General features: G+C 39.1%; 10 protein-coding genes and 1 pseudogene. 3 read left to right on the forward strand and 8 right to left on the reverse strand.

Translation table 11 applies throughout. The features are described from left to right. Positions 1 to 43 precede the first annotated feature (43 nt). From C509_RS27050 to C509_RS0114990, 5 genes and pseudogenes are all read right to left on the reverse strand, one after another. A complete protein-coding gene (locus tag C509_RS27050) occupies positions 44 to 2,728 on the reverse strand; it encodes a M14 family metallocarboxypeptidase (RefSeq protein ID WP_018707741.1) in 2,685 nt (894 codons plus the stop codon). A gap of 132 nt (positions 2,729 to 2,860) precedes the next feature. Then, complete coding sequence (locus C509_RS0114975; protein WP_018707742.1) at positions 2,861 to 3,427, reverse strand: helical membrane plugin domain-containing protein; 567 nt, start codon at positions 3,425 to 3,427, stop codon at positions 2,861 to 2,863. Next, positions 3,420 to 6,366: pseudogene (fdhF, locus tag C509_RS24860) on the reverse strand (formate dehydrogenase subunit alpha). Before fdhF ends, C509_RS0114975 begins: the two are co-directional and overlap by 8 nt. Before the next feature lie 178 nt (positions 6,367 to 6,544). Further along, positions 6,545 to 7,018 (reverse strand): CarD family transcriptional regulator, encoded by a 474-nt coding sequence (locus C509_RS0114985; RefSeq protein WP_018707743.1) that lies wholly within the window; start codon positions 7,016 to 7,018, stop codon positions 6,545 to 6,547. Positions 7,019 to 7,149: 131 nt separating this feature from the next. After that, positions 7,150 to 8,724: an alkaline phosphatase family protein gene (locus C509_RS0114990; RefSeq protein WP_018707744.1), complete on the reverse strand. Its 1,575-nt coding sequence runs from the start codon at positions 8,722 to 8,724 to the stop codon at positions 7,150 to 7,152. Between the two features lie 682 nt (positions 8,725 to 9,406). Here C509_RS0114990 and C509_RS0115000 point away from each other — a divergent pair. Beyond that, entirely contained in the window at positions 9,407 to 10,135 is a 729-nt protein-coding gene (locus tag C509_RS0115000) for an endonuclease/exonuclease/phosphatase family protein (protein WP_018707746.1), read from the forward strand. 28 nt (positions 10,136 to 10,163) lie between these two features. On the opposite strand, the gene C509_RS0115005 is transcribed toward C509_RS0115000, so the two are convergent. The 3 genes from C509_RS0115005 to C509_RS0115015 all read right to left on the reverse strand — a co-directional run bounded on the left by C509_RS0115005 (position 10,164) and on the right by C509_RS0115015 (position 12,745). Continuing rightward, entirely contained in the window at positions 10,164 to 11,090 is a 927-nt protein-coding gene (locus tag C509_RS0115005) for a lysylphosphatidylglycerol synthase domain-containing protein (RefSeq protein WP_083934602.1), read from the reverse strand. Between the two features lie 144 nt (positions 11,091 to 11,234). Next, positions 11,235 to 12,080, reverse strand: a complete 846-nt coding sequence (locus tag C509_RS0115010; RefSeq protein WP_018707748.1) for a metallophosphoesterase — start codon at positions 12,078 to 12,080, stop codon at positions 11,235 to 11,237. 95 nt (positions 12,081 to 12,175) lie between these two features. Next, positions 12,176 to 12,745, reverse strand: coding sequence for a YkoP family protein (locus C509_RS0115015; RefSeq protein WP_018707749.1), 570 nt, complete (start codon positions 12,743 to 12,745; stop codon positions 12,176 to 12,178). A gap of 143 nt (positions 12,746 to 12,888) precedes the next feature. On the opposite strand from C509_RS0115015, the gene C509_RS0115020 reads away from it, so the two are divergent. Both C509_RS0115020 and C509_RS26755 read left to right on the forward strand, forming a co-directional pair. Continuing rightward, positions 12,889 to 14,010, forward strand: a complete 1,122-nt coding sequence (locus C509_RS0115020) for an MGDG synthase family glycosyltransferase (protein WP_018707750.1) — start codon at positions 12,889 to 12,891, stop codon at positions 14,008 to 14,010. Next, positions 13,988 to 14,224, forward strand: a 237-nt coding sequence (locus C509_RS26755) for a hypothetical protein (protein ID WP_211214278.1), incomplete at its 3' end; no start/stop codon positions are given. The genes C509_RS0115020 and C509_RS26755, both read left to right, overlap by 23 nt.

Genomic DNA, 14,224 nt, shown 5'->3' on the forward strand with positions numbered 1-14,224 from the left:
CCTTTCATGCTTTTCAAGCTTATGAGCGGAACAGTTTTTTACATTATTTTTTCTTTTTTGTTCTTGCCTTATAAAGTTTTGCACTCTCTTGAGCAACGTAGAGACCAACAGCTTGATTTTCTTTCCATGCCCCCGAGAATTCGGAAACAGGAGGATTTGTTTCAATTACATATCTAGAAATTTCCGGAGTAAAACCGGGACGCTTTCGCTTCTGGATAAACCAGTCAGTGAAGCCCCCGCCCGAAGGGTTCGGTCCGGGATAGATCAATCTATAGCCTGTCATTTTTCCGATTGTCTTTGCATAAGCGTGGTCCCGTTTATAACCTGCTCCCTTTTGTTTATAATTCCAGTAGAGAATTTTTCCGCTGCTATGGTAGGCTACCGCAATTTCAGGCCTGGTTTCAGCCTCCAGTTTCAATACAGCTTTTACTTCCGATGCAGTTGCCGGTGCCTTCCCTTTGTAATTTTTATAGCTTGGGCGGCCAGGATTGCCTTTTATTGTTTTCCACCCGGCATCATATTGGCGATTCAAATCCACTCCCTTGCCATTAGCCTTCCAACGTTTAAAGTTCGTACTTCCGTTATTCATGACAATGAATGAGGCGTGGGTACTTTTTGGAAATGCTTTTAGCCCTTGCTGCTGTAAAGTAACCCCATCCGGGTTGACCATTGGTACGAACCAGATTGTAGTTTCATTTAATATTTTCCTAACATCATAACCTTTAATCTTCTTTTTTTTATGGTAGGCTTTTGAATATTCCTCAAGCATATACATGTTCAAATTTGTTGTCAGCCATTCCCTGGCGTGATGGGACCCGTTAATGAAGGTTGTCGGCTTCCCCTTTCCAAGTGAAACGGCATAGATATTCCGGCCATACTCCGACTTTCCTACAACTTTGTATTTGATTAAGTCGGGATAGGCTTTTTGAAGGCTTTTAATATCAGCCGCCATTTGATTATATGAATATACTTTCTTTGGATTTACAAAAGAGATATCCGTAGCCTTCCCCACGTCCTTGGCATGAATATAACCTGTACGAGACTTTCCTTTAACCACTACAGTTGCCTTATACCAGCTTGAGTTATGATAATAGTAGTTTAATTGATGGCCTTTTTTATATTTTTTTAATTTCGAAGACTTCCTGTCAGGCTTGCTGTATATATAGGTAGAGGCATTTTTTGCAAAGCCTTTAAGGACTGGTGGTTTTTCCCCAACATCATTTTTATGGATATATCCTGTTCGTGGTTTTCCACCAATTTTGACTGTAGCAGTGTACCAGCTTGAATTATAAGAACGGTATTTTAACGATTGCCCTTTTCTATAGGTCTTTAACTTTTTTCCGTTTTTGCTCGTACTTCCGTATACAAAACTGGAGTCTTTAAGTGCGTAGCCCGTCAACAAAGGCGGTTTTTCAGTTACATCATTTTTATGGATATATCCAGTTTTGTCTTTTCCGCCTATTTTAACAGTTGCAGTATACCAGTTGGAGTCAAAAGGACGGTATTTTAGGATATCTCCTTTTTTGTATGTTTTTAATTTGGAGCCGCTTTTGTTTCTGCTTCCGAATACATAAGTCGGACTTTTAAATGCGTATCCACTTAGAAGAGGCGGATTATTGTTTACATCATTTTTATGGATAAATCCTGTTTGATTCTTCCCGTTTATCACCACATCAACTTGGAACCAATCGGTATTATACGCACGGTATTGAAGGATGGAACCTTTTTTATATTTTTTTAATTTAGTAGATTTTTTATCGGTACGACTATGCACATAAACAGGATCAAACAATGCGTACCCCTTTAATTTTGTTTTAAGATCCCCAACATCGGCGGTCTGCACATATCCTGTTTGTGATTTTCCATCCACCTGAACAGTCATTTCATTCCAACCGTCAGTAAAAGTCTTATAACTCAGAATCGCTCCGTATTCATAGCTTTTTAAAACCTTTGAACCTGTTGAAGCTGTTGAATACACATGCACGGGACTTTTTATCGCAACGCCTTTTAGTTTTTTCTGCGGGACAACAGCAGTTTCAATATCATCTATACGGATAAAGCCCGGTTGGGTCTTCCCATTGATCGTAACATCCGTTATATGCCAGTTACTGTCAAATTTACGATAGGTTAAAATATCACCTTTATTATACGACTTTAGTATTTGGGATTTATTTGGATTTATGTATACATTTGTCTTTTTTGCAATAACGACACCATTAAATACGTCTTCCGTAGCAGAAGGACCCGAAAAAGTCTCTGGTGCCTCCTTCATCATTCCTGGAGTACTTACTTGTTTTTCTTCCTCTTTTGTACTGACACTTTCCCTGATTAAGGATTTTTGATCATTTTCCAAGTCAAATTCCGGTTCCAGACGCAACTGCCGAAATTCCTGAGCGTTATCACTGGGGATAATATGCAAATTTTGCACATACCCCGTCCATTCAACCTGTCCCTCTGATGATTCTTGGAAATAACGAATCAATGATACATTTTCTTCAGTCTCGATAAGCTCTACCAGTGTGTCGTCCGGAATATTCACCAACACCTCGTCAGATAAACTTTCCTTAAACATCTCTATCTCAAGATCAGGTTCCTGTGAAAATAAAACAACCTCTTCCTTTTCTCTCTGCCCACTTGCTTCTTGGGCGAAGGTTGATTGCGGTAAAAGCTGAAAGATTACCACAAATATAATAAAATAAATGATTATGCCTTTAAATCGCCAGAACAAATGCAATTCCCCCGTCGTTCGGATTTTTTTTGGATCTTATGAAAGCCGTATTATTATTATCGTAAAAACTCGGTACTTGTTTAATAAAAAACAAATAACCTGAATCATCTAAATGAAAAAAGCCGAGGGTTTTTACCCACGGCTTTTTGCTTTCTCCGGCTCCTGCGTCTCTCCGGAGTTTACGGAAGGCTCTACAGAGGAAGGTTCGTTTTTTTCCAGGTCACTGATATCTGTCCCCATGCCTCTTAAAAATTCCAGAATCAGGGTGATTGAACGGTTGACTTCAGGATCCTTTAATGCACGCGCCATGCCAAGATAGCTTGTTTTTTCAGTTTCTTTATCTTCCACCTCCGCAACCCTTGCGATCCCCGCATTTATTTTTAATAAAATCGGTTCTAATTGAGTTACGTTAATCATGCCGATTGTCCCCATAAGCAAGAGAAGGTTTTTAATGGAATTTTTATTATCGGGCATGTTCGCTAAGTTGACCGCAATGTCCAATACCTTATCCCCTTGTCCCAGCAACCCTTTGACCATATCGAGAATCCCTCTGTTTTTCAGGTAGCTGATAATTTCCAAAACTTCCAACATGGAGTCCTTATTGGCCAGAAGGGCATCTTCTATTTCCATTAAATCTCTCTTCTTTTGAACTTCCTCACTAACCGGCTTGAATTGAATGTTTTTGATCGGTTCAGCCATTCGTCTTCAGCCCCTTCCTTTTTACGAGATCTCCAGGGAAGACATAGTCGCCTCTTGACCATTTTCTCTCGACCTCGACTCCTTTTTGGGGATTTGGATTTCCAAAGCGATGATTGATTCTTGGAAGCGGATCGTCCCCCTTCTCTTCGACTATTTCCATTTTTACCATGATATCTTTATATGCAGGGGTATCCGTATCCTTATCGGCGAAGCTGCTCGTCAACAAGTTGACGGCCGCATTCCCTGCATCATTCATCGGCAGATACACTTCCTTCCCTTTCACGCGGTTTGTTACATGACATTTTACGACTGCCTGGCCATACGGGGATATAAGCCTTACGAGTGCTCCGCTAACCACTCTTCTTTCTTTCGCGAGTTCAGGGGAAATTTCCAGGAAAACACTTGGTGTTTTGGATGAAATCCCCTTGGAGCGGTAGGTGAGATTCCCTTCGTGGAAATGTTCCAGCAAGCGCCCGTTATTAAGATGGATGTCATATTTTTCCTCGTATTCAAGCGGTGTTGTCCATTTGACCGGGAACAATCTCGCCTTTTTATCAGGGAACGGGAAACCGTCTTTGAATAGCAACGGTGTATCCGTACCGTCTTCTTTGACAGGCCACTGGAGCGTATTGTACCCTTCGAGCAAGTGATATCTTACGCCCTTAAACAATGGGGCAAGTTTTGCCGCTTCCTCCATGATTTCACTCGGATGTTCATATCGCCAATCGGCACCAAGCCATGATGATTTGCCAGTCGGGCTTTGAATCTCCAAGTGGTTCAAACACCTGATAAAGTCGTTGAAAACGCCGTTCAGTGTTTGTAAAAGTCCCTTCTTTTTCAAGGCTTGGAGAAGCAGGCAAGATGACATCGGCATATTCAGCTGTTTTTGAAAAGAAAATATCCTGAACAACAAAGAAATCAAGTTTTTCGAATCCTGCCCGCACATAATTGACATTGGAGTCAACAAGAGCCATTTCTTCTCCCTTGATATAGAGGGCTCTCAATGTGCCATCATGCATGGCATCAACCATGTCATGGTTGTTTAATCCCGGATGCTCAGGGACTTCCGTACCCCAGGCTTCTGTATATTTCGCACGCACCTTCGGATCAGACACTTTTTCATACCCCGGGAATCTGTCAGGCATGCTGCCGAAGTCACTGGCCCCCTGTACATTGTTATGTCCGCGAAGCGGATAGGAGCCGGTTCCAGGCCGTCCATAATTTCCAGTTACAAGCAAAAGATTGGAGATCGCTGTACTTGTATCACTCCCTCCCATTTGCTGCGTAACGCCCATCGCCCAAAGCACCGCGAGGCTTTCTGAATCATGAATCATTTCAGCAATCTGTATTAGATGATCTTTGGAGATCCCAGTCACTTCTTCCGCATATTCCAATGTATAATCTTTCAGACTTTTATAGTATTCATCAAAGCCATTCACTTTTTCATCGATAAAGCTCTTATCTGCCCAGCCTTGATCAATAATATATTTTGTCACGGCTGACAACCAGACGAGGTCTGAGGAAGGTGCCGGTTGGATGAACAGATCAGCCCTTTGGGCCATTTCATGTTCTCTGAGATCTGAAACTACAAGCTTTTGTCCTTTTAGTTTATGGGAGCGTTTGACCCTTGTGGCCAATACAGGATGTGATTCTGCTGTGTTTGATCCGATGATCAACACCATTTCGGCTTGCTCTATATCCATGATGGAGCCGGAGTCTCCCCCATAGCCCACTGTCCGGAACAATCCCATCGTTGCAGGGGACTGGCAGTACCGCGAGCAGTTATCAATATTGTTCGTTCCAATCACTCCCCTTGCCAGTTTCTGCATTAAATAGGATTCTTCATTTGTACATTTGGAAGAACTGATAAAACCGAGCGCATGGGGGCCTGATTCCTCCTTGATGGCTGTCATTTTTTCGGCAATCAAGCTCAAGGCCTCATCCCACTCCGCTTCGCGGAATACTTCTCCTTCACGGATGAGCGGCTTCGTCAGACGCTCTTCACTGTTCACAAAATCCCATCCGAACTTTCCTTTGACACATGTGGAAATCCCGTTAGCCGGCGCTTCCACATTTGGCTCCACTTTTAAAATTTTCCTGCCTTTTGTCCAAATGTCGAAGCTGCAGCCTACACCGCAATAAGTACAGACTGTTTTCGTTTTTTTGATCCGTTCTTCTCTCATGGCTGCTTCCATATCGGAAATGGCAAGAATGGAACCATATCCCGTTTCTATATCCTTTGTCAGGTCAATCATTGGACGCAGAGTTTCACGCTTGAGTCCGGTCAAATATCCTGCTTCACCAAGCATCCCTTTTTCCATCATGGCATTGCAGGGACAGACAGTTGAACAATGCCCACATGAAACGCAGGATGACTCATTGATGGGAACATCATTGTCCCAGATCACTCGCGGCTGCTCCCTTTCCCAATCAATCGAAAGTGTTTCTGTCACCTGAACGTTTTGACACGCCTCCACGCAGCGGCCACATAAAATGCATTGATCAGGATCATAGCGGTAAAAGGGATGTGAGTTGTCCACTTCGTAAGGTTTTGGCTCAAAGGGGATACTTTGATGGTTGATTTTCATCGCTTTAACGGTGTTATGTATCTCACAATTGCCATTATTGTAATCACAGACGGTACAATACAGCTCATGATTATGCAAAATTCGATCCATTGCAATGACTTGCGCTTCTTTGACTTCCTTCGTTCCCGTCTCAATTACATCCCCACTGCTAATCTCCGTGGAGCAAGACCGGACGAATTCCCCATTCACCTTGACAATACATGTATCACACGTTTCAATTGCACCCAAGCTTGGGTGAAAACAAACATCAGGAACAGAAACATCAAGCGCTTTCATTGTTTCCATAACGGTCCCTGTTCCCTTGACCTTTATCCGTTCACCATCAATCATTACCATATATTCTGATGCCAATTCCAACTCTCCCTTCCTAATCATTTGAAAGTTCTGATTATAACAGAGTCTACCATTATAACGTGTATTTTTCAAAGATAGAGTTAAACGATCATATATAGACTTACCCTATTTAAACAGACAGCAAACAACCTTCTAAAAAAGGGATCCCTCCCCGATTTATGCGGAAAAAGATCCCTTAGCTCGGCAGTTCCAATAAATCTTCTGCCTGGCTCTCACTTATATCTTTAATCAAAGCCAATTCGCTTACAATCAATCGTTTTGCGTTATTGAGCATCTGTTTTTCACTGGTGTTGAGAGGTTTTTCCTCATTCCGATACTGAAGATCACTCACTACTTCAAGGCCTGCTTCAAACTCGCCCGACTTGATTTTCTCCATGTTTGAAGTAAATCTTTGTTTCCATGGGAGTTGGGAGCCCTGCTCAGCATAATAATACCCCTGAAGCATCTTCTTTGCTGCCTGTCGGTCTACAATTGAGCGCAGACCAGCTTGTGATGCTTTTTTCATAGGAAGCATCACATCCATATGGCTGCTGGGAATAGTGATTAAACAATAGCTTTCCATTTCTCCACGAAAATCTTTCTCTTCAATGGCTGTCACAATACCTGCTCCGTGCATTGGATAAAAAACTTTATCGCCTACTTGGAACATATTGTTCCACCTCCAAATTTATTAACATGTTCATTATATCACATTTTAATAAATTTGTAAAATATTTTATTTTAACATCTATTTTAATCACAGTCAATATTTTTTATGAAAAAAATGTAGTTTTTTTAGTTTTACTCCCCTTTTTTTGCGAGCTTCATAATCCATGGATATAGATCAACAATCCGCAAATGTTTTGGCTTCGTTTCTGTCCCCGTTACAATCATTGGTATCAATGAATCCTGTTTGTGCATTGATCCGTGCGCCGCTCCTCCAGGATGAACAGGTGTTCCATCTCCAGCAAACTCAAACCCGGGCTTTGCGTCAACAACGAGGTAATTACCGGAATGGGAATGTAATGAACTGTGTAAACGCGCTAGTGCGTCCGGGTAGGTGCCGTATTCAATTTGATGATTGGTCAGTGAAAGATCCAAAATTGAATAATCCCCATTCACCAACCATGACTGACCGTATTGATCCTTAAAATCCCCATTTGGGCGAAAAGTTAATTTTTCTTTATGTCCACTTGCTGCTACATGCACATTTGGACCACTTTTCCAGGCTATCCAATTCATTCGATCGTCTTGCTGAAGATGGCTCGCGATTTCTTCCAGTTTTATATTTGGGTCCAAATTATATATGAAAGCCATTCTTTCATTATGTCCAATGACAATTTGATCATCGCCTTTTACCGGTTCTGCGATGTTGTAAATTTTATAATGAGATTCCAGCATCTCATTTAAATGGATGAAGGAATTAGTTTTGTCTTGCCCGACATTGGCTTGTCCACTATCTCCCATCACGATCCAAATGGCAGACTGCAGTGCTTCTTCCCAAGATTCATATGCATTCAATACCTCCTGAATTTGCTTATCGGTTTTTTCAATGCTGTCTATATGATTCATGGGGCCTTTTTCGTGAACATTTTTATCAAGATCAGGGAAATAGGCAATAGTAAAAGCGGGAAGCTTTCCATTTTGAATTAAATATTTTAATTCCTGGGCTGTAAATTTGTCATTAAATCCATACCTTTCCCAAAGCTGGGTGTTCTGATTGTTTACCGGGCTAAACTGCGCCAGTGCTCCATAGGAAAATAATGCCGGTGTTTCAATTTGCAGACTTTCAGGCATCATGTCCAGCTTTGATAGCAATTTCGACAGCTTTAATTGCTGTTTTTCATTTCCCCGATAGACAAGTGCATTTATAGACGCACTTTCCAATCCTTTTATCGCTAATATTTCATGTATTGTCTTTACATCACGGCTTAAATGGGAGTGATTTAAATGATAAAAACTATCCTCAATCACATGTTTAATTCCCAGTTTAAGAACTTCTTCTTTAGCACTTCCATAATTTACGAGCCGCTTTTCCTTTTCATCATACCAAACAAGCCCTGGGATCCGGTGCTTGTCTGAATATGTCCCGGTTAAAAGGGAGCTGTCAATCGTTACTGACATCGTTGGATAACTGCTGATAATGTTTGGATAATAGTGGCCCTGGTCGGTTAAATATTTTAACGCTGGTGCTCGGCCTTCTTTGATTGCATTCTGTAGAGGCTCGGCCATTAAAGAATCAATAATCAATAAAATGACGGGATTTTCTGTTTTGGTGACATGTTTCTGTTCCAATGATTGATTTGCAGGTCTAAAGCCTCTTATCAAGAAGATAATCGCCAACACAACAATGATGATGATTAAAACATATAACATTTTCTTCATCCTTTACTCTTTCCTTTTCTTAAGATGTCATATTTACCTGATTGTTTATTATCCTCGATATAATAATCACAGGAAAAAAGTGTTATCGGTGGAGAGGAAAACAACTTGGAAGGAGAGCAGCCTTTTTGAGAAAAAAATTCAATACAATTGGCTGTAAGGGTTTTTGGTACAACTTCTTAAAGTATTGTGATGCTGATCAATCCCTTGATTTCAACGGCAAGATTATTTGCAATAAACAGGAGTGATCTCTGTTCATTTTCATAAATTAGTAAAGCCAATTTGACTTTATCATCATACCTTTACCTTTCTTTGAGCAGTTTAATACTATACATATGAAATTTCTCAAGTACATCATTCATGACGTGTTGCTGTCCGATCATTTAAAACATGGTCCGTCCTTTATATCTGGTTCTTCTTTCTGTAATTCCGTTGATACCGCAACTTGACTGAGGAAATATTGTCTACTATTGATTCCGTATGCTTATTCCCATGAGAAAAGTTTGCTCAAATTTCACTCATATTATTTTGTATACAAGATGTATAAATATCAGTGGAAAATTAAGGATATGAATGCATTGCGGTAATATCTTCACAAACTATCCAAAGAGATGTTTAGCTTTTTTATAAGCAGCCTGGAGAGACCATTAAATCTTTATGAGAGGAGTAAATTTCGGTGATTAAAGTCATGACCTTTAATATCCATCACGGTAAGGGGGTGGATAAACAAACAGATCTTTATAGAATTGCTGAAGTAATTGATAAATGTAATGCTGATATCATTGGTCTTAATGAGGTTGACAGGCACTTTTCCAAACGTAGTTTTTACGAAGATCAAGCGGCTTGGCTTTCAGATCAATTGAAAATGGATGTTGCTTTCAGTCCGTCTATATCTATTTCATCTAAACATTCAGCAGAAATACGTGAATTTGGGAATGCCCTCTTATCCCGATTTCCAATTGTCAAAAAGAATGATCATTTATTTAATAATATATATGGAATGATCGAAGGAAGATCTTTGTTGGATGCAACCATACGGATAAACGACCAACCTATACAAATCAATGTCACTCACCTAAGTCTTAACCCTTTTCTACATAAAAAGCAAACGGACTTTATCGTAAGTCATCACCAAAAGACATCTAATCCAACTATTTTATTGGGAGATTGGAATATGAAACCTGGATCTAAAGGGTGGAGAAAATTAATCGGTAAGTTTCAAGATGCCTGGGCTATTGGGGGAAAGGGAGCAGGCTGCACTTATCCTTCACTTCGGCCTAGATTAAGGTTGGATTATATATTTGCCAGTCATGATTTTCAGATAGTAGACGCCAAGGTGATAACAGAATTACCTCTAGCCTCCGATCATTTGCCTGTAACAGCAACACTATATGTTAAAGAATAAACTTCACATTCAGCCAAACCTTGATTATCTATCCTAGATTATCTCGTCTTTCCCAATATACTTTGGCAAATAAAACACCTGCAATGATGAAAGGTAAGAATAAATAACAGATTCGATACAGCATTAAAAGGACCATCACTTTTTCATCCTGGATTCCCAGGATATCAGTCCCCCAAATAAAGACAAGGTCAAACGAGCCCAGTCCTCCGGGAATCATACTGATAATGCCTGCACAGCTTGCAACAATAAAAACGGGGAATAAATCATGGAAACTTATATGTATATGCAGCATCCTGGCAAGAAACCAAATGACAAAGAATATGGCTCCCCACTCCCAAAAAGAAACCAAAACCAATTGGGCGCGTACTTTTATACTCATGTCTGTGCTGTTTTGATTCTTATGAATGATAAATAATAGAACCGGAAGATAAAGTGAAACCCCGATTACTGCCAAATAAAGCCATTTTGTATCCACAAGCAGTGGAATGTTCCTATATCCTGCAAGAATGATCCACGATAGCAAAGAAATCCCTGTTAAATAAAATAACGAAACGGAAGCAATCGTCGTTAACACAGTTTTCTTTCGCAACTTCCGGGAACGATAAAAGTATGTACGGATCACTAATCCGATCAATCCGCCGAAGCCGAACACATTTGAAAAAGTATTGGCTATCAGGGACTGTTTCACAAGCTTTCCTTTTGATATGTTAATCCCCAACAATTTGACCATGATCCCGTCATAAAAAAACATGGGTATGAATGCAGCGGCAACAATCAATAAAGTTACAACCATATCTATGGTTTGAATTTGGGCCAACTCTCTTTGAAGCAGCCCGTAATTTAGATCCCTAGCAAATTTTTCAATCTCAAACCCTGCCAGTACTAACAAAGCTAGCGGGAAAACAATCTTAAGAAATGAAACCATCCTGTTTATCATTAATTTTTGCATCTCCATCCCACGCTTGCTAAAAAAGCCTATACTGTCAACTTTTGTTTCCTTTTAGAATTATCCTGATCCTAATAGTTAAAAGCACTACTGCGATTATACCAAGTGATCTAAGAAGTAGATAATCATACAGACTAAAAAAAGCCGGATAAATTATCCGACTTTAACACCATCTAACGTATGAGGCAAACGGATGTTGTGGATGGTAATTTCAGGACGGCTGCCTATCCTGATATTTACACCTGTTTGTCCAAGACCTTCACTTATATAGAATTGCTTTTCTTTATATTTCTGTAGACCTTTTATCATATTCATCTTAACCAGTTTTCCCATTTTCACAAGATGATATGGCTTTGGCCAGTGAATTTGGCCGCCATGAAAATGGCCCGAAAGCAGATAATCAAAATGATAGTTATGCATGGACAAAACTATATTTGGATCATGTGTAATGACCAGATTATAACCTTCTTGTAAACCATCATAAGATTCCATCAGATTACTTCGTTTAGTACTGAAATCATCAATACCAATTATATTTAAAGGGACTCCGTCTATGTCAATATTGTGATTTTCGTTTTGCAATAATTTTACACCGTTAAGGATCAACAGGTTTTTTAATTGACCCAAATCATCTTTCCGTAAAACATAATCATGATTGCCAAGCACGGCATAAATACCATATCCAGGCTCTAGTTTTTTTAAGACATGCAAGTATGGAAGGAGTTTGGGTATACTTTTTTTCCTGTCCATAAAATCACCAGTTAGAGCAATCAAATCAATCGGCTGCGATCTGATACTCTCATAAAGTTGTTCCGGAGATATTGAGATATTTTCGAGGTGCAAGTCCGATATATGCAAAATCCGTAGAGGTTCAGGGTTTTTCTTTAAATCATTTTTACAATCTATATCAATGTGATTAATGACAACGGATCGGGTATTCTTATTGCCTATATATATGAAAGTACATAATGCGATCAATATAATGATAGCAGCAGTCATTTATTTCCCCTCCTCCTGTCAATTATAAATGGAAGGAGGAGGGATTTTAACCTGTAATATATGGATGGAATGCCAAATGGCCATATACAGGCTGGTTATATTTTGGAGCCTCCATATTTTTGTAAAAGAATAGCTTTTGACATAATCAAATACATGGGTTCAGGAAGTTTCTTATTCCTTCGGTTATTTGAAGAAAGGAAATAAATGGGCATAAGAGCTGTTTGCTTAAATTTTTTATATAAAAGGCTTTTAATGGGGTGCGGTTCAAATCCTAATTTTTCACAACCTCTATAAAGTGTCGTGATTCCAATTAATCCCTTTATTTCTTTAATTTCGTTACACAAATGAATAAAATCCACAACACCCGGGAGTGCATCCTTTACTTTTGAATAAATGACCTTCCCTCTTCTTAAATCACTTTTGTACTGCATAATTTCACTCAATAATTTGACATTGTGTAAATGTACTTTCACAAGAACGTCATTCTTACAAATCACCGTTCCATCCGATAAAGTAATATCTCTTCCCTTATATCTAGTTAATCGAACGCGCATAATCGTCTTTTTGCCACATCGCTTTTTAATATGGTGTAATCGTGTGAATTGGAAGTATATCGGATCTATCACTTTCCATCCTGCAATGCAAAACTGTTTCATTCTTTTCATTCAAAATATTCCCCTTAAGATGATGATATTGTATGGAGGTCATTTTTTATTTTGGTTAAAAAGAAAGCAAATATTAATGGAAATTCAAGGTGTGGATGATATAACTTTTATTTCGCAAACTATCCTAAAAGGAGGGGGAGTTCATGCACAAAATTTTATTTTTTCCATTCCTGCAAATCCCTTCAGGTCATCATCATGTTGCTGATAGTATTAAGGTTCAATTGGAACAGACAGCAGACATTTTTCATTGTGAGAAAATCGATATTTTATCATATGGCTACGGGAACCTTGAGGGTTTGATCTCCACTATTTACTTACACTGGATTCATAAACTTCCAAAAGTATATAGCGCTATTTATCGGCTTTCTGCAGTAGAACGTTCGAAGCTGAATAAACGCTTTAGAATGTATGAAGTTCTGTTCATAAAATTGTTTAGGAATTTATTACAAGAAAAAAAACCAGATTTGGTTATTTGCACCCATGCCCTTCCTTCTTACATGATTGCACGCCTAAAAAAATTACAGCTATGGACAGGAAAAATGATTAATGTCTATACTGATTATTTCATTAATAACCTATGGGGAATTGAAGAAATTGATTATCACTTTGTACCAAGTAAGAAAATTAAAGACCAACTTGTGGAACAAGGAATAAGCGCAAAGCGTATCATTATAACCGGTATCCCAGTCCATCCCGTCTTCAATATGGAAAAACATGAGATAAAAAATGACCAGATATATACAGCGTTAATCAGTGGTGGAAACATGGGAGCTGGATCAATGTTGCAACTGCTTAACCGGTTAAAGCCGGCAGGACAGATACTTTACAACGTATTATGCGGAAAAAATGACAAACTTCATCATCATATCAAGAGCCTGAATAATCCGCTCATACAACCGATTCCTTATATATCATCAAAAGAAGAAATGAATCGATTGTATGATGCTACTGATATGATTATTACTAAGCCAGGTGGAGTGACAATTAGCGAAAGTCTAAACAAAAAACTTCCTATTTTTGTATATGATGTTTTGCCTGGTCAAGAAGAACAGAACTTGAACTTTTTAAAAAATAAGGGCTTGGTCCATCATTTGAGTGAGTGGACAAAACAAGAAAATATTGAAGAAGAAATTTTAACTGTCCTGCGTTACAAAAAGCAGGAGACTATGAGCAGAATTAACCATTATTTGATGGAAATTGAATTGGAGGACCCAGTGTCATTCATCATCGACACATTAGGGGGTGGAGTTATGGACAGAAATTAAAAAAATCCTCGGATTTCAAAGAAACTTCTTTTTGGAAACTAAAGTATATACTAACCTGTTAAGACATTTTCAATCGATGCAACGATCGATTTATCTGGACCATTTACTTCTGACAAAGTTTAGAGTATTTCTGAATTCCGAAGGTATCCCGACAAAGTTAAGAGTATTTCTAAATTCCGAAGAGTATCCTGACAAAGTTAAGAGTATTTCTAAA

The sequence above is a fragment of the Siminovitchia fordii DSM 16014 = CIP 108821 genome (assembly GCF_000374565.1).
Classification (GTDB): domain Bacteria; phylum Bacillota; class Bacilli; order Bacillales; family Bacillaceae_C; genus Siminovitchia; species Siminovitchia fordii.

Bases quoted from the DNA above. Each gene is read 5' to 3' on its own strand.
- C509_RS0114990 (WP_018707744.1), bottom strand. From the start codon at position 8,724: ATGTTATATGTTTTAATCATCATCATTGTTGTGTTGGCGATTATCTTC.
- C509_RS0115020 (WP_018707750.1), top strand. From the start codon at position 12,889: ATGCACAAAATTTTATTTTTTCCATTCCTGCAAATCCCTTCAGGTCAT.
- C509_RS0114985 (WP_018707743.1), bottom strand. From the start codon at position 7,018: ATGTTCCAAGTAGGCGATAAAGTTTTTTATCCAATGCACGGAGCAGGT.
- C509_RS0115015 (WP_018707749.1), bottom strand. From the start codon at position 12,745: ATGAAAAGAATGAAACAGTTTTGCATTGCAGGATGGAAAGTGATAGAT.
- C509_RS0114975 (WP_018707742.1), bottom strand. From the start codon at position 3,427: ATGGCTGAACCGATCAAAAACATTCAATTCAAGCCGGTTAGTGAGGAA.
- C509_RS0115010 (WP_018707748.1), bottom strand. From the start codon at position 12,080: ATGACTGCTGCTATCATTATATTGATCGCATTATGTACTTTCATATAT.
- C509_RS0115005 (WP_083934602.1), bottom strand. From the start codon at position 11,090: ATGGAGATGCAAAAATTAATGATAAACAGGATGGTTTCATTTCTTAAG.